This is a genomic window from Sphingomonas sp. (assembly GCF_017745215.1).
GTDB lineage: Bacteria > Pseudomonadota > Alphaproteobacteria > Sphingomonadales > Sphingomonadaceae > Sphingomonas.
Map to the genome: position 1 here is coordinate 446,786 of NZ_JAGHZV010000001.1, position 20,655 is coordinate 467,440.

The 20,655-nt window shown below is 69.0% G+C and carries 20 protein-coding genes; 8 read left to right on the plus strand and 12 right to left on the minus strand.

The genetic code is table 11. The annotated features are described in order from the left end of the window. Nucleotides 1-9 precede the first annotated feature (9 nt). Together J7495_RS02155 and J7495_RS02160 are read right to left on the minus strand one after the other, a co-directional pair. The gene (locus J7495_RS02155) at nucleotides 10-1,248 is read right to left on the minus strand and encodes an NAD(P)/FAD-dependent oxidoreductase (RefSeq protein WP_294054420.1); all 1,239 of its coding nucleotides are present in this window, start codon (nucleotides 1,246-1,248) and stop codon (nucleotides 10-12) included. Between the two features lie 142 nt (nucleotides 1,249-1,390). Beyond that, nucleotides 1,391-2,212 carry a 3-hydroxybutyrate dehydrogenase gene (locus tag J7495_RS02160; protein ID WP_294054421.1) on the minus strand — a complete coding sequence of 274 codons (822 nt, stop codon included), beginning with the start codon at nucleotides 2,210-2,212 and terminating at the stop codon, nucleotides 1,391-1,393. Between the two features lie 248 nt (nucleotides 2,213-2,460). Here J7495_RS02160 and J7495_RS02165 point away from each other — a divergent pair, with 248 nt between their 5' ends. Beyond that, nucleotides 2,461-2,913: a cupin domain-containing protein gene (locus tag J7495_RS02165; RefSeq protein WP_294054422.1), complete on the plus strand. Its 453-nt coding sequence runs from the start codon at nucleotides 2,461-2,463 to the stop codon at nucleotides 2,911-2,913. A 120-nt stretch (nucleotides 2,914-3,033) separates the two neighbouring features. Then, on the plus strand, nucleotides 3,034-3,450 hold the full coding sequence (locus J7495_RS02170) for a carboxymuconolactone decarboxylase family protein (RefSeq protein ID WP_294054423.1): 417 nt from the start codon (nucleotides 3,034-3,036) through the stop codon (nucleotides 3,448-3,450). Here the strand turns inward: J7495_RS02170 and J7495_RS02175 are convergent. After that, nucleotides 3,378-4,313, minus strand: coding sequence for a LysR family transcriptional regulator (locus tag J7495_RS02175; protein WP_294054424.1), 936 nt, complete (start codon nucleotides 4,311-4,313; stop codon nucleotides 3,378-3,380). The two genes, J7495_RS02170 and J7495_RS02175, sit on opposite strands and share 73 nt — an antisense overlap. Before the next feature lie 83 nt (nucleotides 4,314-4,396). Between J7495_RS02175 and J7495_RS02180 the strand changes: the two genes are divergently transcribed. Beyond that, the gene (locus J7495_RS02180) at nucleotides 4,397-5,173 is read left to right on the plus strand and encodes a GNAT family N-acyltransferase (RefSeq protein ID WP_294054425.1); all 777 of its coding nucleotides are present in this window, start codon (nucleotides 4,397-4,399) and stop codon (nucleotides 5,171-5,173) included. On the opposite strand, the gene J7495_RS02185 is transcribed toward J7495_RS02180, so the two are convergent. From J7495_RS02185 to J7495_RS02195, 3 genes are read right to left on the minus strand one after another with little or no spacing between them, the layout of a single operon-like run. Beyond that, nucleotides 5,083-5,871, minus strand: coding sequence for a lysophospholipid acyltransferase family protein (locus J7495_RS02185; protein WP_294054426.1), 789 nt, complete (start codon nucleotides 5,869-5,871; stop codon nucleotides 5,083-5,085). The two genes, J7495_RS02180 and J7495_RS02185, sit on opposite strands and share 91 nt — an antisense overlap. Beyond that, a complete protein-coding gene (locus J7495_RS02190) occupies nucleotides 5,868-6,812 on the minus strand; it encodes a YeeE/YedE thiosulfate transporter family protein (RefSeq protein WP_294054427.1) in 945 nt (314 codons plus the stop codon). The genes J7495_RS02185 and J7495_RS02190 overlap by 4 nt, the downstream gene beginning before the upstream one ends. Before the next feature lie 3 nt (nucleotides 6,813-6,815). After that, the gene (locus tag J7495_RS02195) at nucleotides 6,816-7,313 is read right to left on the minus strand and encodes a DUF302 domain-containing protein (protein WP_294054428.1); all 498 of its coding nucleotides are present in this window, start codon (nucleotides 7,311-7,313) and stop codon (nucleotides 6,816-6,818) included. A 214-nt stretch (nucleotides 7,314-7,527) separates the two neighbouring features. On the opposite strand from J7495_RS02195, the gene J7495_RS02200 reads away from it, so the two are divergent. From J7495_RS02200 to J7495_RS02210, 3 genes are read left to right on the plus strand one after another with little or no spacing between them, the layout of a single operon-like run. Further along, a complete protein-coding gene (locus tag J7495_RS02200) occupies nucleotides 7,528-8,169 on the plus strand; it encodes a sugar-binding domain-containing protein (protein ID WP_294054429.1) in 642 nt (213 codons plus the stop codon). Beyond that, complete coding sequence (locus tag J7495_RS02205) at nucleotides 8,144-10,129, plus strand: glycoside hydrolase family 2 TIM barrel-domain containing protein (protein WP_294054505.1); 1,986 nt, start codon at nucleotides 8,144-8,146, stop codon at nucleotides 10,127-10,129. The genes J7495_RS02200 and J7495_RS02205 overlap by 26 nt, the downstream gene beginning before the upstream one ends. Nucleotides 10,130-10,163: 34 nt before the next feature. Further along, nucleotides 10,164-10,499, plus strand: coding sequence for a hypothetical protein (locus J7495_RS02210; RefSeq protein ID WP_294054430.1), 336 nt, complete (start codon nucleotides 10,164-10,166; stop codon nucleotides 10,497-10,499). 84 nt (nucleotides 10,500-10,583) lie between these two features. On the opposite strand, the gene J7495_RS02215 is transcribed toward J7495_RS02210, so the two are convergent. The 3 genes from J7495_RS02215 to J7495_RS02225 all read right to left on the minus strand — a co-directional run bounded on the left by J7495_RS02215 (nucleotide 10,584) and on the right by J7495_RS02225 (nucleotide 16,399). Then, nucleotides 10,584-13,271, minus strand: a complete 2,688-nt coding sequence (locus J7495_RS02215) for a TonB-dependent receptor (protein WP_294054431.1) — start codon at nucleotides 13,269-13,271, stop codon at nucleotides 10,584-10,586. Between the two features lie 33 nt (nucleotides 13,272-13,304). Next, nucleotides 13,305-14,993: a CocE/NonD family hydrolase gene (locus J7495_RS02220; RefSeq protein ID WP_294054432.1), complete on the minus strand. Its 1,689-nt coding sequence runs from the start codon at nucleotides 14,991-14,993 to the stop codon at nucleotides 13,305-13,307. Between the two features lie 293 nt (nucleotides 14,994-15,286). After that, entirely contained in the window at nucleotides 15,287-16,399 is a 1,113-nt protein-coding gene (locus J7495_RS02225) for a 5-methyltetrahydropteroyltriglutamate--homocysteine S-methyltransferase (RefSeq protein ID WP_294054433.1), read from the minus strand. A 110-nt stretch (nucleotides 16,400-16,509) separates the two neighbouring features. Here J7495_RS02225 and J7495_RS02230 point away from each other — a divergent pair, with 110 nt between their 5' ends. Further along, a complete protein-coding gene (locus tag J7495_RS02230; RefSeq protein ID WP_294054434.1) occupies nucleotides 16,510-16,935 on the plus strand; it encodes a MarR family transcriptional regulator in 426 nt (141 codons plus the stop codon). Nucleotide 16,936: 1 nt separating this feature from the next. Here J7495_RS02230 and J7495_RS02235 read toward each other — a convergent pair whose 3' ends face one another. The 3 genes from J7495_RS02235 to J7495_RS02245 form a co-directional block, all read right to left on the minus strand. Further along, a complete protein-coding gene (locus J7495_RS02235; protein WP_294054435.1) occupies nucleotides 16,937-17,395 on the minus strand; it encodes a MarR family transcriptional regulator in 459 nt (152 codons plus the stop codon). A gap of 158 nt (nucleotides 17,396-17,553) precedes the next feature. Continuing rightward, nucleotides 17,554-18,477: a hypothetical protein gene (locus tag J7495_RS02240; RefSeq protein ID WP_294054436.1), complete on the minus strand. Its 924-nt coding sequence runs from the start codon at nucleotides 18,475-18,477 to the stop codon at nucleotides 17,554-17,556. A 17-nt stretch (nucleotides 18,478-18,494) separates the two neighbouring features. Next, nucleotides 18,495-18,767, minus strand: coding sequence for a LacI family DNA-binding transcriptional regulator (locus J7495_RS02245; RefSeq protein WP_294054437.1), 273 nt, complete (start codon nucleotides 18,765-18,767; stop codon nucleotides 18,495-18,497). 198 nt (nucleotides 18,768-18,965) lie between these two features. Between J7495_RS02245 and J7495_RS02250 the strand changes: the two genes are divergently transcribed. After that, nucleotides 18,966-20,546 carry an alpha-L-arabinofuranosidase C-terminal domain-containing protein gene (locus J7495_RS02250; protein WP_294054438.1) on the plus strand — a complete coding sequence of 527 codons (1,581 nt, stop codon included), beginning with the start codon at nucleotides 18,966-18,968 and terminating at the stop codon, nucleotides 20,544-20,546. Nucleotides 20,547-20,655: the final 109 nt, after the last annotated feature.

Here is a 20,655-nt window from a genome sequence, read left to right on the forward strand (position 1 = left end):
TTGCTGTCCTCAAGGATGCGGGGCATCGCCGGTGATGAGCCGGGCGCCGCGTTCGAAGGTGAGATAGTTCCAGAGCCAGGTCGCCCCGACCGCGAGCCGGTTGCGGAAGCCGGCGAGGAAGAAGATGTGCGCGGTGCACCAGAGCAGCCACGCGGGCGTGCCCGAGAGCCGCACCCGGCCGAAGTCGATCACCGCGCGGTGGCGGCCGATCGTCGCGAGATTGCCCCAGTCGCGGTAGCGGAAGGGTTGGCGCGTCCGGCCCAGGATCACGCGACCGACGTAGCGGCCCTGCTGCTTGGCGACGGGCGCGATGCCGGGGAGCATGCGGCCGCGCGCGTCAGTGCAGGCGGCGGTGTCGCCGATGGCGAAGATCTGGGCGTGCCCGAGCAGCTGGAGATTGGGGCCCACGATCGCGCGGCCGGCCCGATCGCTCGCCGCGCCCAGCCAGGCCGCGGCGGGCGAGGCGCGGACGCCTGCGGCCCAGATCACCGTGTGCGCCGCGACCCGCTCGTTGCCGATCGTCACGCCTTCCGCATCGATCGCGCTGACCGGTGCGCCGGTGCGGACTTCGACGCCGAGCTGTTCGATCGCGGCGCGCGCCTTGGCGGACAGGGCAGGGGGAAAGCTCGGCAGCAGCCGCTCGCCCGCTTCGACGAGCATCACGCGCGCGCAATGCGGCGTGATGCTGCGGAAATCCTCGGAGACGCCGAGCCGCGCCAGCTCGGCGATCGCGCCGGCCATCTCGACGCCGGTGGGCCCGCCGCCGATCACCACGAAGGTGAGCAGCGCGCGGCGGCGCTCGGGATCGGCCTCGGTCTCGGCACGCTCGAAGGCGAGCAGCACCTTGCGGCGCACGGCGGTCGCGTCGTCGAGCGTCTTGATGCCGGGCGCATGCTCGGCCCAGCCGTCCCGGCCGAAATAGCTGTGCCGCGCGCCGGTCGCGAGCACGAGCCAGTCATAGCCGAGGCTGCGCCCGTCCTCGAGCCGGACCATGCGCGCATCGGCATCGACGCCCCCGACGCGGCCGAGCATGACGCGCGCGTTCGCCTGGCGGCGCAGGATCGCGCGGATCGGCGCGGCGATGTCGGCGGGCGACAGGCCGGCGGTCGCCACCTGGTAGAGCAGGGGCTGGAAGAGGTGGTGGTTGCGCTGGTCGACGACGGTGACGTCGACATCGGCGCGGGCGAGCGCGCGCGCAGCGGCGAGACCGCCGAAGCCGGCGCCCACGATCACGACGCGTGGCCGCATCCGTCCCTCCGATATTGCTCGAGCTCGATCAGGACTCCGCCCGTGGGCGGAGTCCTGCGAGCGTGCCGCGGCGAGGGGGCCGGCCGCGGAATGGCGAAACAGGCGGCGAGCTCGGGCCTGAGCCCGTGGAAGCGCGGGCGGCTCATTGCGCGGTCCACCCGCCGTCGACCGGCAGCGCCGCGCCCGTGATCGAGCGGCCCCATTCGGTGCAGAGGAATGCCGCGAGCGCGCCGAGCTCCTCGACTTCGGCGAAGCGCTTGCTCGGCTGCGCGGCGAGGAGGACGTCGTTGATGACCTGCTCGCGCGTGAGGCCGCGGGCCCGGGCGGTGTCGTCGATCTGGTTCTCGACCAGCGGGGTCCAGACATAGCCCGGGCAGATCGCATTGGCGGTCACGCCGAAGCGCGCGCCTTCGAGCGCGAGCACCTTGGTGAGCCCCAGCACGCCGTGCTTGGCGGCGGTGTAGGCGCTCTTGTAGGGCGAGGCGACGAGCGCATGCGCAGAGGCGACGTTGATGATCCGCCCCCAGCGGCGTGCCTTCATCGCGGCGAAGGCAGTGCGGCTGGTGTGGAAGGCGGCCGACAGGTTGAGCGCGAGGATCGCGTCCCATTTCTCGGCGGGGAAGTCCTCGATCGGGCTGACGTGCTGGATGCCCGCGTTGTTCACCAGGATGTCGACCTTGCCGTAGAGCGCCTCGGTCTCCTCGACGAGGCGGACGGCGCCGGCCGGGTCCATCAGGTTCGCGCCATTATAGGCGACTCGGGTGCCGCAGCTGCATTCCAGCTCGCTGCACGTGACCTCGATGTCGCGCGGCGCGCCGAGGCCGTTGATGACTACGTCGGCGCCCGCGGCGGCGAGCGCGCGAGCGATGCCCAGGCCGATGCCGCTGGTCGATCCGGTGACGATCGCCGCTTTGCCGGCGAGCGGCTTCGCGGTCTCGACGCGCTCCATGACTTCGGTTTCCATGTCCTGCTCCTTGGGGGATTCTCGAAATTGCCCCTCAAGGATGCCGGCGATCGGGGGTTCGGCGGAAATGCGCATCGCGCATCGAATCCATGCGCTCTCTCGAATGGAGCGGCCGGCGGGCGGGGCGTAATTGGATCGGCGTCACGGGACCCGGGCCGGCTGAACGGACCGCCAGACCCCCCGAACGCCAGGTCCGGATCAGGGCCCGTGTCCCGTGACGAACTCCGTTTCAGACAAAGGACATGGCAATGATGACCAAGACCCGTCTGGCCGTGGCGATGATTGCCGCAGCCGCTCCCTTCGCCTTCGCAGCGCCCGCCTTCGCCGGCGAATGCCCCGCCGGCCAGATGGCGGCGAACCCGCTGGCGGGTGCGCCGACCGCGCCGCTCAACGTCACCGACGACGTGATCGGCTCGATCGACCTGACCAAGGAGCTCGGCATCGCCGACCGCGACCTGCGCCTGCGCCGGCTGGTGGTTCAGCCCGGCGGGATCGTGCCGTTGCACAGCCACAAGGGCCGCCCGGCGCTGATCATCACCGTCTCGGGCCAGGTCACCGAATATCGCAGCACTTGCTCCACCGGCATCGTCCATCCCGCCGGCGACGTCGCGCGCGAGGCCGACGGGATCAGCCACTGGTGGCGCAACGAAGGCACCGAGCCCGCGGTGCTGCTCTCGGCCGACGTCAAGAAGCGCGACTGAGCGCAAAGCGAACCCCCAAGCGTCGGCGGGCCTCTTCCCTGACCGCCGATGCGTCCCCGGCGCGGCGCCGTTCTTCGAGGATGCGGAACGGTGCCGCGCCACCCCCAGAGGTGCCGGCTCATGAGCGACGAATACCGCCGCGGTGTCGATGTGCTCGCCCAGCTCGGCCTCGCGACGGCCGAGACCACGGCGAACCGCGTCGCCGAAGTCGCGCCCGATTTCGCGCGGATGGCAATCGCCTTCCCCTATGGCGAAGTGTTCGCCCGGCCGCGGCTCGATCTCGCCAGCCGCGAACTCGCCGCGGTTTCCGCGCTCGCCGCCCGTGGCGATGCGATCCCCCAGCTGCGCGTCCATGTCGCCGCCGCGCTCCGCATCGGCTGGAGCCGCGAGGCGCTGGTCGAAGCGCTGATGCAGGTCGCGATATTCGCCGGCTTCCCCGCCGCGATCAACGCGATCTCAGCGTGTCACGACATGCTCTCGAGCTCGGCGGGCTGCTCCAGCCCGGCCCAGAGCTCCGGATTGGGAGACGGCCATTGATGCCGCCGAGCCTCGCGCACGAAGGCGCCGACCGCCGGCGAATGCGGCCGGCCGCGCACGGTCGCGAGATAGATCGTCCGCGCATAGCCGGGATCGACCAGCGGGCGCACGACGACCTCCGGGTTGGTCACGCAATATTCGGGGAAGAAGCCGAAGCCGAGCCCGGCCTGGATCATCCCCTGCACCCAGTCGTCGCGCGGGCTGGAGAAGACCTTCCGCGTCTGGATGCCGCGACGGGTGAAGTCGGCATGGACGACATCGAACACCTCGCAGTTCGACCGCGCGACATAGGGCTCGTCGTGCAGGTCGGCGACGCGCACGGGATTGCGCGCGACGAGGTGATGGTTCTGCGGCAGCACGACCACGAACCGCTCCTGGAAGACGGGCAGCTGGTGGAGCGTCGGCGGCAGCTCCTCGGGGATACCGATGATGCCGATCTCGAGCTCGCCCTTCTCCAGCCGCTCGACCATGAGGTCGGGCGCGGAATCGATGATCCGCACCTCGACGCCGGGATTGCTCGCCTGGAAGCGGACGATCAGGTCCGAGACGAGCTGCGGGCCGATCGTGCACATGGCGCCCAGCGTCAGCGTGACCTGCTCGAGCTTCTTGGCCGATTTGGCCGCCTCCTTCGCGGCGCGGGTCGAGGCTTCGACGCTCTCGAGATAGGGGAGCATCATCCGGCCGAGCTCGGAGAGATGGGTGTTGTTGCGCTCGCGGTTGAACAGCGGGCCCCCCAGCTCATGCTCGAGCTGCTGGATGGCGCGGGTCAGGGCCGGCTGGCTGACGTTGCACTGCTCGGCGGCGCGCGTGAAGTTCAGCGTCTTCGCGAGCGCCACGAAATAGCGGACCTGCTGCATTTCCATGAATGGGGCCCCCAAGCTCCCTTTCGCCGTCAGATATCTTCGCACGGGCGCAGGTTCGCGCCAAGTGCCGATGGAGTGACCCGATGATCTCGATCGCCTCGAACGGACCCGCGCGCGCGCTCCGCGTTCGCCTCGCCGAAACCCGCGCCGACGTGATCGCGGCGCAGCGGCTGCGCTGGCAGGTCTTCTACCGCGACATGGGCGCACGGGCAGGCCCCACCCAGCGCGGCGGGCTCGACGTCGACGAGTATGACGCCGTCTGCGACCATCTCCTCGTCGAGGATCTCGCGACCGGCAGCGCGCAGGTCGTGGGCACCTATCGCCTGCTCCGCCAGCGCGTCGCCGAGGCGCATGGCGGCTTCTACAGCGCCGGCGAATATGCGCTCGATCCCTTGCTCGGCGGCGAAGGCGAGCTGCTCGAGCTCGGCCGCAGCTGCGTCGCGCCGGCCTATCGCGATGCGGGGACGATCCAGCTGCTCTGGCGCGGGATCGCCGACTATCTGGAGCGCGAGGGGATCAGCCGGATGTTCGGCTGCGCGAGCCTGCCCGGCACCGATCCGTCGGCGCATGCCGAAGCGCTCTCCTATCTCCACCACCATCACCTCGCGCCGGCAGCCATGCGCCCGCGCGCGCTCGCCGGCCGGCATGTCGAGATGAACCGGCTGCCGGTGGGGACCTACGATCCGCGCCGCGCGATGCGGCTGCTGCCGCCGCTCATCAAGGGCTATCTGCGCGTCGGCGCGATGGTGGGGGACGGGGCGGTGATCGATCACCAGTTCAACACCGTCGATGTGTTCCTGGTCGTGCCGGTCGACGCGATCTCGGCGCGATATCGCGAGCGGTTCGGCGCCGCGGCGTGAGCGGCGCGGATCGCGGCGCGGGCCTGGACGGCAAGCGCTTTGCGGTCTGGCGAGGCGATCGGTGCGAGCAGCTCGACGCGCGCCAGCACCGGCGAGCGGAGCAGCGCCCGCAGGTTCGGCAGCAGCCGGTCGTCGCCGATCCAGGCGACCTCGCGGGCGCGTCGAGGCGGCAGGGCGCTGCCGTCGGGGGCGAGATAGCGTAGCATCACGGGCTGCACGGCCTCCGCGGCATCGGCCGCGGCAAGCAGGCTCGAGCGGAAGGGCAGGACATCGGCGCCGTCCGAGGTCGTCCCCTCGGCGAATAGCAGGACCGATCGCCCCGAGCGCAGGCGCGCGCGGATCGCATCGGCCTGGTCGGCCGTGGACGCACGGCGTTCGCGCGCGACGAAGATCGTGCCGGCGCGCCGGGCGAGCGGGCCGACGAGCGGCCAGCCGGCCACATCGGCGCGCGACACGAAACAGGTATCGATCACGCTGCCGAGCACGGCGACGTCCGCCCAGCTCACGTGGTTGGCGACGAACAGTGTGCCGGGGCCGGCGGGCTGTCCGTGGTGCTCGATCGCAATGCCGAAGCCCCGAGCCAGGTCGGCGAGGGCGAGGCGCTGGATCCGGCTGGCGGCGACGGAATCGGGTGGGCTGCCAAGCGAGCCCGGAATCCGGGCGCCAAGCTTCGCCACGCCGAGCGCCGCGCCGATCACGCCAGCCGCCGCGAGACGAGCAGCGCTGCGCCGATCGTCGCGGTCATCGCGGCGAAGGCGGCCCAGGCATAGGGCTGGAGCAGCGGCATGCCGAGCAGCAGCAGCCCGTCGTTGCTCCCCGGCACCAGCACGCCGCCCGCACCGAGCAGCATCCCGCCGGCGAAGCAGCGTATCGCGCCGCGCATCGTCGGCCGGGTCATGCCGGCGCCGTTCGTCTGGCCGGCGAGGATCGATCCGCCGAACAGCCCGGCCAGCAGGATCAGCCGGACCGCGGTCGCGCCCATGCCGCCCAGCACGAGCTCGGCCAGCGCGTCGGTATAGGCCCAGGCGCCTACGGTCAGCAGCATCGCGACGAAGGCGATGCCGATCACGACCGTCGCGCGGTGCGGCGACCAGATGTGGCGGGCGAAGTCGCGCCGCCGCATCGCATGTCCCGCCTCCCACAGTCGCCACAGCATCAGCGCGGCGAAGGGGAGCAGCAGGAGCTCGGGCGCCGCGAGGAGCGGCGGCGCGACCGGCGCGCGCGCGGGGGCGATCCAGTGCACGACCGGTGCCATCGCGAAACAGCCGGCGATGAAGCCAAGCGGCGTGAGCAGATACACCCACTCGCCCGAGCCGACGCGCGCGACCGTGCCGAACACACAGGCGCGGTTCACCCAGGCGCCGAACCCGAGCAGCATCCCGCCCAGGATCGTCCACGCGCCCAGCGCATAGCCCTTGGGCGCGGCCATGGTGACGCCGAGCGCACGCAGCAGCAGGAGCAGCCCTGCCACCCACAATGCGGCCTCGGCGATCGCCGCGAGCTTGGCGGCGCGGCGGCGGTTGACGATCTCGTCGACCGCCGAGACCGCGCAGGTCGCGCCGCGCTGGACGCCATAGCCCATCGTGACCGCGCACAGCAGCGCGAGCGCGAAGCCCGCGCTGGCGATGACGACTGCCATGGCTCAGCGCGCGGCGGCGTCGGCGATCGACGCGGCGACTTCGCTCGCCATCTTCAACTGGGCGGCACGGTCCGTGATCGCATAGCGGTCGGCGATGAAGGCGAAGTCGCTCCAGGCGATCCAGACGCTGCCGTCGGCATCCTCGATCACCAGCATCCGCACCGGCCAGTCGAGCCCGGCATAGGGATTCGACTGGAGGAACTGCACGCCCAGCGGCGGATTGCCGAACAGCACGAGGGTCGACCGGCGGATCCTGAGATCGACGCCGGCGCCGAGCGCGGCCTGGTCGATCGTGCCGAAGAACTTGACGCCCTTGGCCGCGACATCGGCCTTGATGCCCTCGATCGTGGCATCGAAGCCCTTGTGGCTGCGGATGCGGATCACGCCCTTGGCGGGCGCGTCTGCGAGCGCGATTTCCGCGGCCACGGGCGCGGGCTGGGCGACGATGGGGGCGCTCGCCAGCAGGGCCAGCGGCGCGATCAGGGCAAGGCGCTTGATCATGAAAATTCTCCTCCTGGCCGGATGGCCGATGCGGAGGCTGTGCGCCGGCGAGCGCCGCGACTGAAATCGCAAGGCCCTATCGAGACGATGCGCTCAGGCTATGCTGTCACGCACGGGGCGGCTGTCGTCTCGAAGGCAAAGCACTTGCCGTCGCTGCGTCCTTGATCAGGATGACGGCCGAACCTGCACAACGGCGATTCGGACGGAGAGAGCCTTGGACATAAGACGCATCGTGTGCGCCGGGATCTTCGCCGTCGCGCTCGCGGTTCTCGCCGACCCGCTCATCGCTCAAAGCCGTACCGGACTGGACACCGGCGTCGTCGCCGCGGGCCGCAGCAGAACGAACTTCAACGCAGACTGGCGCTTCAAGCTCGGCAAGAGCGAAGGGGCCGAAGCGTCGGCCTTCGACGATCGTGGCTGGGCGCGCGTCGGCCTGCCGCACAGCTTCAGTCTGCCCTATTTCCGGTCGTCGGCCTTCTACACGGGGGACGGCTGGTATCGAAAGACATTCACCCTGCCGGCGCTGTCCCCCGGCCGATGGCTATCGCTCGAATTCGAGGGCGCGTTCCAGGACGCGAGGGTCTTCGTGAACGGCATCGAACTCGCGCGTCATCGCGGCGGCTACACGCGCCGTGCGGTCCGGCCGCAACGTGGTGGCGGTCAAGGTCAACAACGAATGGCAGCCGACGATCGCGCCGCGCGCAGGCGAGCACGTGTTCAGCGGCGGCCTCTATCGCGACGTCTGGCTGGTCGCCACCGACGCGGTCCATGTGCCCTGGACAGGCACGCGCGTGACGACGCCCGACCTGTCGGCGGCATCGGGCAAGGCCATGGTCGAAACCGAGGTGCGCAATGACGGCGCCGCCGCAGCAGCGGTCACGGTGCGGACGGTGATCGTTGACGTGGCCGGCAAGGCGGTCGCCGCGCTGCCGGACCGGCAGATCGCCGTGGCAGCCGGTGAGACCGTCATCGCCCGGCAGACCTCCGCGCCGATCGTGCGCCCGCGCCTGTGGAGCCCCGAGACGCCGACGCTCTATCGCGCCGTGACGACGCTGCTGGTCGGCGGCCGCCCGCGCGATCGCTTCGAGACCGGGTTCGGCTTCCGCTGGATCGAATGGACCGCGGACCGGGGCTTCTCCCTCAACGGCCGGCACCGCTATTTCCGCGGCGCCAATGTCCACCAGGACCAGGCCGGCTGGGGCGACGCCGTCACCAACGGCGCGATCGAGCGCGACGTGCGCCTGATCAAGGATGCGGGCTTCGACCTCATCCGCGGCTCGCACTATCCGCACGACCCGCACTTCGCCGAGGCGACCGATCGGCTGGGGATGCTCTTCCTGCCCGAGGTGCCGTTCTGGGGCACGGCGGGCTTCAAGAACCCATGGGGCGCCTCTGCCTATCCGACCGACCCGGCCGATCGCGCGGCCTTCGACGCCAATGTGAAGCAGCAGCTCGCCGAGCTCATCCGCATCAATCGCAACCATCCCTCGGTGATCGCCTGGGGCCTGGACAATGAGGTGTTCTTCTCGCCGAAGGAGACGATGCCCGAGGTGCGCCGGCTGCTGCGCGAGGAGGCCGCGCTCTCACGCCAGCTCGATCCGACGCGCCCGGCTTCGGTCGACGGCGCCCAGCGCGGCGAGATCGACAAGCTGGGCGACATCGTCGGCTATAACGGCGACGGCGCCAGCCTCTTCCCCAACCCGGGCATCCCCAATTTCGTCGCCGAATATGGCAGCACGATCAGCGATCGCCCCGGCGACTATGCGCCCGGCTGGGACGACCTGCCCAACACGCCGGGCGCCGACAAGGGCAGGGAAGGCTCGTGGCGGCTACCGTGGCGATCGGGCGAAGTGATCTGGGCGGGGTTCGACCATGGCTCGATCGCCGGCAAACGGTTCGGCGGCATGGGCATGATCGACTATTTCCGCCTGCCGAAGCGGCAATATTATTGGTACCGCAACGCCTATGCGCACGTCGCCCCGCCGGCCTGGCCGGTCGCGGGCACGCCGGCGGCGTTGCGGCTCACGGCGAGTTCGCCGACGATCGCGCGTGCCGACGGCACCGACGACGTGCAGCTGATCGTCAGCGTGGTCGACGCGGCCGGCAAACGGTTGAGCAACAGCCCGCCCGTGCGTCTCGTGATCGAGTCCGGCCCGGGCGAGCTGCCGACCGGCCGGTCGATCGACTTCGCGCCCGACAGCGACATCGAGATCCGCGACGGCGAGGCGGCGATCGCGATGCGCAGCTGGCAGTCGGGGACGACGCGGCTTCGGGCGACCTCGCCCGGCCTGAAGGACGCCGTCATCGAAGTGCGAACGCTGCAAGGTCCTCCCTTCCGGCCGGGCAGGACGCCCCTCGTCGCCGATCGCCCCTATGCGCCGTTCCAGGACGCCGTGCAGGATCGGCCCGGCGACGAGGCGTTCGGGCTCAACAACCCCAGCTTCGCAAGCTCAAGCGCGCCCGATCACAGTTCGCGGCTGGTGAACGACGGCAATGCCGACAGTTACTGGGCACCTGCGGCCGGCGACGCGGCGATGAGCGTCACCGTGGACCTGGAGCGCGTGGTCGAGATCCACCGCCTGCAGCTCGGCTTCCCGCAGGTCGCGCCTTACGGCTTCGTCGCGGAGGTGCAGGATGGGCAGGGCGTCTGGCGGAAGCGGGTGGAGCAGGTCCAGGGGCAGGACTCCGCGCGAACCCGTTCGCTCGCGACCGACGCCGGCGTCGGCCGCAAGGTCCGCATTCGGCTGCGGGTGCCTGCCGGTGCGGTCGCAGGATTGTCCGAGTTGAGGATCACCGGGACGCTCCGGACCGATTAAACGACGGAGTTGCGGACAATTTGGGAGAAGAACCATGTTCCTGGCAGGCTTTGCGCTTTCGGTTACGATGCCTCTGGGCGCTCCCTATCCGGGCGCGGCGATGCTGGGCGCCGCGGATCGTCAGAAGTGCATGACCAGCTACCGGCTGAAGACAGCGGATTCCCTGGATCGGGTCGCGGGCTTCTATGCCGCCGAAGCCTCGGCGGCGCACACGCCGCTCGTGGCGGACACCGGGGCCGGGTCCAAAAATTATCGGACGCTCGTCTTCATCAGCCAGCCCCGATATCTGTCGATCGTGCTGAGCCGGGACGGCGGCGAGACGAGCGTACGGGTCCGCTTTCATCTCGATCGTCCGGCGGGTTGCAGCTGAACGACTGTCCATAGGGGAACGGCCAAACGATCGAGGGCGCGGCTCCGTTTCGAAGCCGCGCCCTCGCCCCCTTTTGAAATCAGCTCAATATTTGGCGCGCAGCGACACGGCGAACAGCCGCCCGATCGGGTTTGCCGCCGTCGCGTCATAGCCGCCGCTGCCGTTTCCGGATGGGGCCAGGTTCACATAGGGTGGCGCGACGTCGAACAGGTTGCGGACCTCGGCCGAAAGCGTGAGGCCGCGCAGCAGGCCGTGGCCGTTCTCGCCGCCGACGTTCCACGCGATGCTCAGGTCGACCGGCGTGTAGCTATCGACGTTCTGGCTGGGGGTCACGGCGTTGTTCAGATAGCCGCCGACGTGCGTGACCGTGACCTGCGCGCGGACCGGGTCGAGGTCCCAGGTCAGCATCGCGCGTGCCTTGAACTTCAGCGGGAAGAAGATCGTGTTGCGCCGGTCGATCGGCGTGCCGCTCGCGGTGATCGCCGCCTTGTACTTGAGCAGGTAGGTGCCCGAGGCGTCGAGGCGGAACAGGCCCGCGCTGCCGGCGTCGAAGCGGAAGTTCGCGGTGAAATCGATGCCTTCGGTGTTCGAGCGGCCGAGGTTGTTGTTGCGGCCGTCGACGAACAGCGTGACGTTGTTGGCGCTGCCGCCGGGGAAGGAGCCGCTGGCCAGCGTGATGCCCGAGGCGAGCAGCGCCAGCACGCGGTCGCGCGCCGCAGTGTCGCGCAGGATGATGCCGGTGCCGGCGAACTGCGCCTCGCGCGAGAGGATCGCGAGGTCGGACAGATAGGCGTCGACCTGGTTGACGTACTCGACGTTGAAATAGGTGGCGCCGAATTTCAGCGTATCGGTCACTTCCCAGTCGCCGCCGACCGACCAGGTGGTGGCTTCCTCGGGCTTGAGGCCGAGGTTGGGGCCCGACAGCGCGACGCCGACGATCGGCGAGCCCGCGGGGTTCTGGTAGGTCTGGACGAAGAGATTGTTCGAATTGCCGTAGATCTGCGAGATCAGCGGCGCGCGGAACGACGTGCCGTAGCTGCCGCGGAAGGTGAGCCCGCCGAGCGGCGACCAGTTCACCCCGAACTTGGGATTGGTCGTCGAGCCGACGTCGCTGTACTTGTCGTAGCGCACCGCCGCGTCGATCTCGAGCCGCTCGAAGCCGGGCATCGCATTGCCCGGGCCGAACACGGGCACGAGCAGCTCGGCATAGGCCGAGTCCACCCGTCGCGTGAAGTTGCGCATCACCACCGGAGTCCCCACCGGGCCGCGCGCGCTGCCCAGGTGGGTGGCGATCTCCTGGCCCTCATAGCCCGCCGCGACCTTCACGCCGCCGCCCGGCAGCTCGATCAGCGTGCCGTTGAGCCGCGCCTCATAGCCGCGGAAGGTGTTGAGCGTGGGGGAGCGCGAGATGAAGTTGCTGATCGCCGCCAGCGTCGCCGCCGAGGTGCGGCCGAGGCCGTAGGGATCGAAGGCGGTCGCCGGGTTGCTGCTCGCCAGCGCGGCGTTGAGCGCGGTGTTGTTGATGCCGCGCCATTGGTCGGCCTCGTCGTCGCCCTTGCCGTAGGTGAAGATGCCTTCGAACTGGAAGTCGCCGGGCAGCTTGACGCGGACGCCGGGGGTGATCTCCCAATTCTCGGCCATGCCGGGATTGGTGTTGAAGGGCAGGTCCTTGTAGAAATTATAGGCGATCGTGTAGCTTGTGCCCGTGAAGCCGGCGGGGCGGACGAAGAAGGCGTTGGTCTGCGGCACGGTGAGCGTCGCGCTCTGCTGCGCGGGCTGGCGCAGGAACTCGCGGTGCGAGAAGAAGCCGTCGGCGAAGACCGTCAGCCAGGGCGTGAGCTCCTGGGTGAAGGTGCCGTTGAACGAGTCATACTGCTGCTCGGGGATCAGGTCCTGGCCGATCAGGTCGTTGCAGAGATTGGTCGTCCCCGCGACGAGCGATCCCGCGGTCGCCTGGGTCACCCCGCCGGAGGGGATGGCATAATTCGTGCCGCCCGCAGTGATCGTGCCCGGGTTGCAGCGCGTGACGCGATAGTCCTTGCCGCCGAAGGCGCGCTGGTCCGACGTGAAGAAGGCGCGGTCGTCGCCGTTGAGCGACGATTTCTTGACGTGTTCGAACGCGAACATGATCTGCCCCGTGTCCCACACGTGCCCGACCGCGGCGCCGACCTGATATTCGTAATAATCGTCGGCCCAGCCGTAGCGCGCGACGGCTTCGACCCCGTTCAGCGTGCGGCGCGGAATGAGGTTGACCACGCCCGCGACCGCGTCCGAGCCGTAGATGGCGGACGCGCCGTCGGCGACGACTTCGACGCGCTCGAGCCCCAGCGTTGGGATCACCGAAGGATCGAACGCGCGGCTGTTGTTCACCGCGCGGTGGCCGTCGACGAGGATCAGCGTGGCATAGGGCCCGATCCCTCGCAGGTTCACGCTGTTGCCATAGGTGATGTTTCCGGCACCGCCCGACTGGCCGCGGCTGTTCTCGCTCACGCCCAGGTCGAAGACCTGCGGGATCTGCTTGACCACGCGATCGGTGGTGACGGCGCCCGAATCGACGATCTCGTCGCGGCCGAGCGCCGTGACGGTCGAGCCGACGGGCGCCACGCCGCGCAGGCGGCTGCCGGTGACGATGATCCCGGCTTCCTCGCGCTGTTCGGCCGAGGTTTCCTCGGCGGGGGCTGGCGCCTCCTGCGCGTGTGCGGCGGCAGCCCAGGCAAGCGCGAAGATGGCGACGCCGGAACGGACGCCGATGCGAGTCCTTTTGAGCTTCATCGTTAGACCTCCCCTTGTTCGGCGCTCGCTCGATCAGCGGAACGCCGGCTTTTCGATGAACGGAATGTCGACATGCGAAGCGGCGGCGCCGCCGCTCGTGATGGTGAAGACCGGCGGCGGCTCCTGGCGGATCGCCGCGAGGTTGCGCTGGCGCGGATCGGCGCCGGTGAGCGTCACGCGGAGGCGATGTCCCGCGGCGAAGGTGTAGGCGCGCGGTCCCATCGAGACTTCGAGCAGCGCCGGCTCGCCCGGCACCATCGGCGCGACGTCGGCGGCCAGCCCCGAGTGGTAGGGGAGGTCGAGCCGATCGTAGGGCGGCCTGGAGACCTTGCGGTGCGACGCGGCGAGGCGGCCGAACGAGATCATCCGCGCCTTGCCCGCCGGATCGACGTCCTCGAGATAGACGAAGAGGTTGGCGTCGGCCCGGTCGATCGCCGCCGTCACGCGCGCGATCGGATAGCCCTGTATCGTCGCGTCGGCGGCGAGCGGGCGGCTGGTATAGGTCAGCCCCTTGCCGTCGAGCGGCGCGGGCCAGAAGGCGAAATAGTCGCCGGTGCCGAGATCATAGTCCACGGTGAACCTGGCCGTGGTGACGCGGGGCCGCGCCTCGGCGACGCTGCCGTTGTCGACCGGGGCCGGCGCGTCGTTGGCCGCTGCCGACAGGTAGAGCGGCGTGCGGGCGATGCCCGTGCCCGGCGCAGTCTCCGACGCGCGCATCGCACCGCTGCCGTCGGCCTTCTCGTCATACCACCAGAAGCGCGGCTGCCGGCCGAAGCCGTTGTCGATCCCCTTCAGATGGAAGTCGAGGAAGCGCCGCTCGATATCGGCGATGTCGAACGCCTTGGGGCCTTCGCAATGGCTGCCCGGGCCGATGATCATCGTCGACGGGATGTTGACCGCGTTCAGGATCATCTGCTCGGTCGGTTCATCCTCCCAATTGCTCCAGAACAGCCAGGCGAGCCCCGGCGCGCGCATCCGGTCGAGCCGGGTATAGGGGCCGACTTCCTCCCAGAAGCGATTGCCGGTGAGCGGCGAGACGCTGTCGCGGAAGGGCATCGTTTCCCAGAGCTTCGCCATCGGGGTGTTGCCGGCATGCTCGGCAACCGCGGCCTTGAGCATCGACCCATCGGTGTCGGCGTCGACCGGCACGCTCGCGAGATCGACCGAGAGCGGCTCGTCGGGCCGGGTGTTGAACTGGGCGGTGATCCCGCCGTTGCGCACGAAGCTGTACTTGTCGATGTCGGTCGCCGCGGCGAAGGCAGCGACCAGGGCAGGGGGCCGCGCCGAGGCGACGAGCATCGATGTGCCGCCGAGATAGGAACAGCCGACAATCCCCGCCTTGCCGTTCGACCAGGGCTGGGCGGCGAGCCATTGGATCAGGTCGTAGCCGTCGCGTGCCTCGGTCTGGTCGAGGAAGCCGCGCCGCGCGCCGAACGAAGCGCCCTTGCCGCGGATGTCGGCAGTGGCGACGACATAGCCGGCCTTCACGAGATTGCGCAGCCCGAAGATCGGCGAGTCGACAAGCTCGACGATCCGGTGGTCCTTGTCGAAATAGCGCGCGCGATAAGGCGTGAAGGCGAAGACGACCGGCAGCTTCGCGATGTCGGGCTTCCCGTCGACCACCGGCCGGTAGATGTTGACCGCGAGCCGCGTGCCGTCGCGCACCGGCACATAGAGCGAGGTGCGCGCCACCTCCGGCGTGTCCCGGGCCATGGCCGGCATGCACGCCGACGCCGCGCATGCGAGCAGCGCTGCCGCAAATGCGACACTCGAGCCCGCCGATCTGCGAGTCGCGCCCATCCTCTCCCTCCGCCCACGCCCCTCTTCGGGGGGCTGTAACTGCTGTCTCACATAACAAATCACATTTAGTGGAGGAACTCAACAGTTATGTCGGACTATTTTTTCGAAGCGAGCCGCGCGGAGACAAGGAAGCGGGCGCCGCCCATCGGCGACGCCCGCTTCCCTCGGTCGGTGCGGCGGACTCGTCCGCCGCGTCGTTCAGTCCATGTGCCGGATCAGAGCTCGCCCCAGACGTCGCGCGCCACCTCGACGACGAGCCGCAGCTTGGCCTCCTGCTGCGCAAAGCTCACGTCGTTGCCGTGGACGGTGGAGGAGAAGCCGCACTGCGGGCTCAGCGCCATCTGGTCGAGCGACAGGTGCCGCGCGGCCTCGTCGATCCGCTCCTTGATATGCTCGGCCGTCTCGAGCTGGCCCAGCTTGGTGGTGACGAGGCCCAGCACCACGCGCTTGCCTTCGGGCACATGGCGCAGCGGCGCGAAGTCGCCCGAGCGCGGATCGTCATATTCGAGGAAATAGCCGTCCACCGCGAGCTCGTTGAACAGCACTTCGGCGACGGGCTCATAGCCGCCCTCCGCTGCCCAGGACGAGCGGAAGTTGCCGCGGCACAGATGGACGCACGCCACCATGTCCGCCGGCCGATCGCGGATCGAATCGTTGATGATCCGGGCATAGAGCCTGGGCAGCGCGTCGGGGTCCATGCCGCGGGCGCGCGCGTTGGCGCGCTGCGTCTCGTCGCAGAGATAGGCGAGGTTGGTGTCGTCGAGCTGCAGATAGCGGCACCCGGCCTCGGCGAGATCGGCGATCTCGGCGCGATAGGCGGCCGCGACGTCGTCGTAGAATTGCTCGAGCTCGGGGTAGGCCGCCTCGTCGATCGCGTCGCGGCCGCCGCGGAAATGGAGCATCGTCGGCGAGGGGATGGTGACCTTGGCGAGGCGCGTGGTGCAGGACGCGAGGAATTCATAGTCGCGGCGCTGGATCGAGCGCGCGTGGCGCACCTTTCCGGTGACCTTCATCACCGGAGGCGCGTATTCGAGTTCCTTGCCGCCGTGCTGGTGGAACTTGACCTGGGTGCCGCCCGCCTCCTCGACGCCGTCGAGCTGGAGCAGGAAATCGGTGTGGAAATAGCTGCGCCGGAACTCGCCGTCGGTGATGCCCTGGAGCCCCAGCTCCTCCTGCATCCGGACGACGCCGCGGATCGCCTCGTCCTCCGCCTCGCGGAGCGCGGCCGCGTCGATCGTCCCTTCCTTGAAGCGCGCCCTCGCGTCGAGCAGCGCCTTGGGCCGAAGGAAGCTGCCGACGTGATCGGCGCGAAACGGTGCTTTCGACATGGCCTTCTCTCCCATCCGGAATTTTGTATGTGTTACTTACGAAATTTGCTCGCCGTCAACCGGCCTGCCAGAGCGTGGGCAGGGGTTGGGCGTGCCCGTAAGGAGAGCCGATGCGCGGAGAACTGGGCGGGATCGACGAAGTGGTGGGCTTCCACCTGCGCCTCGCGCACGGTGCGGTGCTCCGTCACTTTTCGGAGCATTTCGCCGAGCTGGGGCTCACCCAGAAGCAGGTCTCGGTGCTCTGGCTCACGGCGGACAATCCGGGCATCGCCCAGACCGACCTCGCCGTGCGGCTGCAGATGGACCGGGCGACCACGATGGCGATCGTCCATGCGATCGAAGCGAAGGGACTGATCGAGCGGCGGCCGAGCGCGACGGATCGCCGCCGCGTCGCCTGGTTCGCGACCGATCAGGGCTCAGCCGCGCTTGCCCGTGCGAAGCTCGCGATCGGCCGGCACGAGGATTGGCTCAAGTCACGCTTCACCGAGGCGGAACTCGCGGCGCTGCTCTCGTTCCTGAAGCGCATCCACGGCTGAGCTAGGCGCGCGGCCTCACATAGGCGCGATAGACCTTGTCGAGCGCCTGCATCAGCACCTCGCGCTCCCTCTCGCCCAGCGCGGCGAGGCCCAGTTCCTCGACGTGCAGCAGATTGGACACGAGCGCCTCGAGCACCGACTCGCCCTTCGCCGTCACCGTCAGCCGGTACTGGCGTCGATCGGTGCTCGAGCGCTCGCGCACGGCCCATTCGCGCCGTTCCAGATCGGTGATCAGCGTCACCGCCAGCGACTTGTCCATGCCGATCTCGCGCGCGACGTCGGTCTGCGAGATGCCGGGATTGGCGCGGATGATCTCCAGCGCGCTGAACATGCCCTGGCGCAAATCCCAGCCGGCGGAGCGCCGCTCGAAATCGCGCGAGAGCTTGTTCTGGACGCGCCGCAGCCGGAACCCGAGGGCGTCCCCCAGACGGCCCAGGGATATGGTGCGGGGCTTTGCCATCGGCACCGGCGCTATCGCAGAAGCACCGCAGGCGCAACGCCGGCCTCAGAAGCGAAGGATCGCCTTGAGCACCCTGGCGGAATCCGTCGCCAGCGCCGCGATCCGCTCGGGCCGATCGACGAGCTCGAGCTGGAAGGGCTGGGGGCAGAGGATCGCCTTCATGGCTTGTCGAGCCCCTTCCGTTCGATCGTGACGCGCGGGTCGCCGCAATAGCCGCATCCGGGGCCCGCGAAGCGAAGCCCGGCCGCGCCAACGCCCTTGAGCTGCCAGTCGAGCCAGTTCACCACGATCTGCGCGGCCAGCCCGCCATGCGGCTCCGAATAGGTGCCGCCGTGGCCCACGGCGATGTTGATGACTGCCGCGGGTACGCCGGCGATGCGGCGATAGTCGTCCATGCCGTTCTGGTAGGCGATGTCGGTGGCGCCGCCGAGGATGTAGAGAACGGGGGTGTGCAGCTTGGCGAGCGTCGCCTTGTCGCTCTCGACGCCGGCGATCGGGCTCGAATTGGCGGGAAAGAAGCCGCTGTTCATGATGACCGCAGTCTTGACGCGCGGGTCGCCCGCGACGTTGAGCGCCTGGAGGCCCCCGCAGCTCCAGCCCGACACCGCGATACGGTCGACCGCGATTCTGCCGGCATAGTGGCTTCCCGGGCGCTGGTTTTCTCGGATCGCCCAGTCGACCGCTTCCAAAAGGGCAGAGGTGGGCGTCGCGGCGGACAATTGGCGCGGCTGTTGCGGCGGCGCGGCGGGTGCCGGCTTGTCGGCAGGGATGCTTCCCGCGGCGATGACAAGATAGCCGTGCGAGGCGATCTCGAGCAGATGGTTGCGCGAGCTTGTCCCGTCGGCGCTGCACCCGCCATTGCCCCAGACATAGACGGGCAGCTTCTCGCTTCCGAGCGCGTGCAGGTCGCGCGGACGATAGACGACATGAGCCGGCAGGGTCGGATCTTCCTCGAAGACCGCGGGGAATTGCCCGGTGCCTTCCTCGATCGAGCTGTCCGGCCCGGTCCCTCGCGCCTCGCTCGTGGCCGGACCATTCATGATTGCTGCAAGCATGCCCAGCGCGAGCCATGCGATCCTCATCGACCTCCCCCTTGTCGTTATTCGTCGGTTTGTTCGTGATCGTCGTGCGCCGGTGCCGGCCGGAGCCGCGGCGCCCGGGCCATCGATTGTGCCTTGTCGTTGGGTCGATAGTCGAGCCGCCGGATCACGGCCTCCACTCGAGCGCGGGTCTCGGGCGAGACCATGCCGCGGTTCAACACGCGAGAGACCGTCATCATCGACACGCCCGCGACGAGCGCGACATCGCGCATGGTCGCCCGGTCGGACCGTTTGAGAGGGATTTCCGCGGAAGAGGACCCCGGCTGCTCCATGCTATGTCGCATATCATATTTTAGTAAGAGTAGAAAAGGCCGGCGCTATGACTGCCCCCCTGGGAGCACGCAGCTATTTGGGCCGGTTTGCGACCGATTCTTGCCATTCCCGCATGGAGGCCATGCTGGGTTCCACTGCCTTGACCGGATGTCCGTCCAGCTATTATCCCGACAAAATAATACCGGGGAGAGGCTGGAATGCCGTTGATTCGTACCTTCATCGCAGCCGCGCTGCTCGCATCCGCCGTACCGGTTGGGGTGCAGGCGCAGGACGCGCCCGTCACGCTCACCGTCGACGCCGGAAAGCCCGGCGCGAAGATCGATCGCAACATCTTCGGCCAGTTCGCCGAGCACCTCGGCACCGGCATCTACGGTGGGGTCTGGGTTGGCAAGGATTCGCCCATTCCCAACGTCCGCGGGATCCGCAGCGACGTCGTCGCGGCACTGAAGGCGATCAGGGTACCCAACGTCCGCTGGCCGGGCGGCTGCTTCGCCGACGAATATCACTGGCGCGGCGGCGTGGGCGCGCCCGACAAGCGCACCGTCACGATCAACTCCAACTGGGGCGGCGCGGTCGAGGACAACGCCTTCGGCACCGACGAGTTCATGGACTTCGCCGACCAGATCGGCGCCGAGGCCTATGTCTCGGTCAACCTCGGCTCGGGGACGGTCGAGGAGGCGGCCGACTGGCTCGCTTATATGACCGCCGACCCCGCCACCACCGCAGGCAAGGCGCGTGCCGCCAACGGCCATCCGGCGCCCTACAAGGTCAAGTACCTCGGCCTCGGCAACGAAAGCTGGGGTTGCGGCGGATCGATGACGCCGCAGCATTATGTCGACGTGATGAAGCCCTTCTCGCGCTTCGTGCGCAACTACAACCCCGCGCAGACCGGCGCGGAATCGATGCAGCGGATCGCGGTCGGCCCGAACGACGTCGACGGCGCCTACACCGACACGGTAATGAAGGCGTGGAAGGAGCATGACTGGGCCTGGAACATCGAGGGCCTCTCGCTCCATGCCTATACCACCGGCGGCTGGCCACCTTCCTATCCGAGCACGGGCTTCGACGAGACGGGCTATGCCAAGCTGCTGAAGGCGACGCTCGCGATGGATGCGACGATCGCGCAGCATTCGGCGATCATGGACAAATATGATCCCGACAAGAAGGTCGCGCTGGTCGTCGACGAATGGGGCGCGTGGCTCGCCAAGACGCCCGGCTCGCGCGAGGGCTTCCTCCAGCAGCAGAATTCGATGCGCGACGCGATCCTGGCGGCGCTCAACCTCAACATCTTCGCGCGCCACGCCGATCGCGTCCGGATGACCAACATCGCGCAGATGATCAACGTCCTCCAGGCGATGATCCTGACCGACGGCCCGAAGATGGTGCTCACCCCCACCTACCACGTCTACAGGCTCTACTTGCCCTTCCAGGACGCGACCTTCGTGCCGGTGAGCTTCGACGCAGGGACCTACGTCCAGGGCGACATCACCCTGCCGCGCGTCGATGCGATCGCGGCGCGCGACACCAGCGGCAAGTTGTGGCTCGCGGTGACCAACCTCGATCCGCGGCGGCCGGTGCAGGTGAAGGCGGGCTTTGGCGCGCTCAAGGTCCGCGGCGCCAAGGGCCTGCTGCTGACCGCGCCCAAGGTCGACAGCGTCAACAGCTTCGACGCACCGGATGCGGTGGCGCCCAAACCCTTCGCCGGCAAGGCGAGCGGCGGCGCGCTTGCACTCGACCTGCCGGCCAAGGCCGTCGCCGTGGTTCAGATCGAGGAATAATCGACGCGCGTCCGCCGCGCTCGCATCCTCGCGCGACATCCTTTAACGGGTTCGGCCGTGGCGGCGGCCGAACCCGTTTGCGTTCGTCTCGACGGCAGAAGGAGGTTGC

What these genes read in the sequence shown, in the direction of transcription:
- J7495_RS02245 (WP_294054437.1), bottom strand. Translation starts at nt 18,767, where the DNA reads ATGGAGCAGCCGGGGTCCTCTTCCGCGGAAATCCCTCTCAAACGGTCC.
- J7495_RS02170 (WP_294054423.1), top strand. Translation starts at nt 3,034, where the DNA reads ATGAGCGACGAATACCGCCGCGGTGTCGATGTGCTCGCCCAGCTCGGC.
- J7495_RS02220 (WP_294054432.1), bottom strand. Translation starts at nt 14,993, where the DNA reads ATGCCGGCCATGGCCCGGGACACGCCGGAGGTGGCGCGCACCTCGCTC.
- J7495_RS02175 (WP_294054424.1), bottom strand. Translation starts at nt 4,313, where the DNA reads ATGGAAATGCAGCAGGTCCGCTATTTCGTGGCGCTCGCGAAGACGCTG.
- J7495_RS02215 (WP_294054431.1), bottom strand. Translation starts at nt 13,271, where the DNA reads ATGAAGCTCAAAAGGACTCGCATCGGCGTCCGTTCCGGCGTCGCCATC.
- J7495_RS02205 (WP_294054505.1), top strand. Translation starts at nt 8,144, where the DNA reads ATGGTCGAAACCGAGGTGCGCAATGACGGCGCCGCCGCAGCAGCGGTC.
- J7495_RS02235 (WP_294054435.1), bottom strand. Translation starts at nt 17,395, where the DNA reads ATGGCAAAGCCCCGCACCATATCCCTGGGCCGTCTGGGGGACGCCCTC.
- J7495_RS02180 (WP_294054425.1), top strand. Translation starts at nt 4,397, where the DNA reads ATGATCTCGATCGCCTCGAACGGACCCGCGCGCGCGCTCCGCGTTCGC.
- J7495_RS02210 (WP_294054430.1), top strand. Translation starts at nt 10,164, where the DNA reads ATGTTCCTGGCAGGCTTTGCGCTTTCGGTTACGATGCCTCTGGGCGCT.
- J7495_RS02230 (WP_294054434.1), top strand. Translation starts at nt 16,510, where the DNA reads ATGCGCGGAGAACTGGGCGGGATCGACGAAGTGGTGGGCTTCCACCTG.
- J7495_RS02190 (WP_294054427.1), bottom strand. Translation starts at nt 6,812, where the DNA reads ATGGCAGTCGTCATCGCCAGCGCGGGCTTCGCGCTCGCGCTGCTGTGC.
- J7495_RS02160 (WP_294054421.1), bottom strand. Translation starts at nt 2,212, where the DNA reads ATGGAAACCGAAGTCATGGAGCGCGTCGAGACCGCGAAGCCGCTCGCC.
- J7495_RS02240 (WP_294054436.1), bottom strand. Translation starts at nt 18,477, where the DNA reads ATGAGGATCGCATGGCTCGCGCTGGGCATGCTTGCAGCAATCATGAAT.
- J7495_RS02250 (WP_294054438.1), top strand. Translation starts at nt 18,966, where the DNA reads ATGCCGTTGATTCGTACCTTCATCGCAGCCGCGCTGCTCGCATCCGCC.
- J7495_RS02195 (WP_294054428.1), bottom strand. Translation starts at nt 7,313, where the DNA reads ATGATCAAGCGCCTTGCCCTGATCGCGCCGCTGGCCCTGCTGGCGAGC.
- J7495_RS02155 (WP_294054420.1), bottom strand. Translation starts at nt 1,248, where the DNA reads ATGCGGCCACGCGTCGTGATCGTGGGCGCCGGCTTCGGCGGTCTCGCC.
- J7495_RS02225 (WP_294054433.1), bottom strand. Translation starts at nt 16,399, where the DNA reads ATGTCGAAAGCACCGTTTCGCGCCGATCACGTCGGCAGCTTCCTTCGG.
- J7495_RS02165 (WP_294054422.1), top strand. Translation starts at nt 2,461, where the DNA reads ATGATGACCAAGACCCGTCTGGCCGTGGCGATGATTGCCGCAGCCGCT.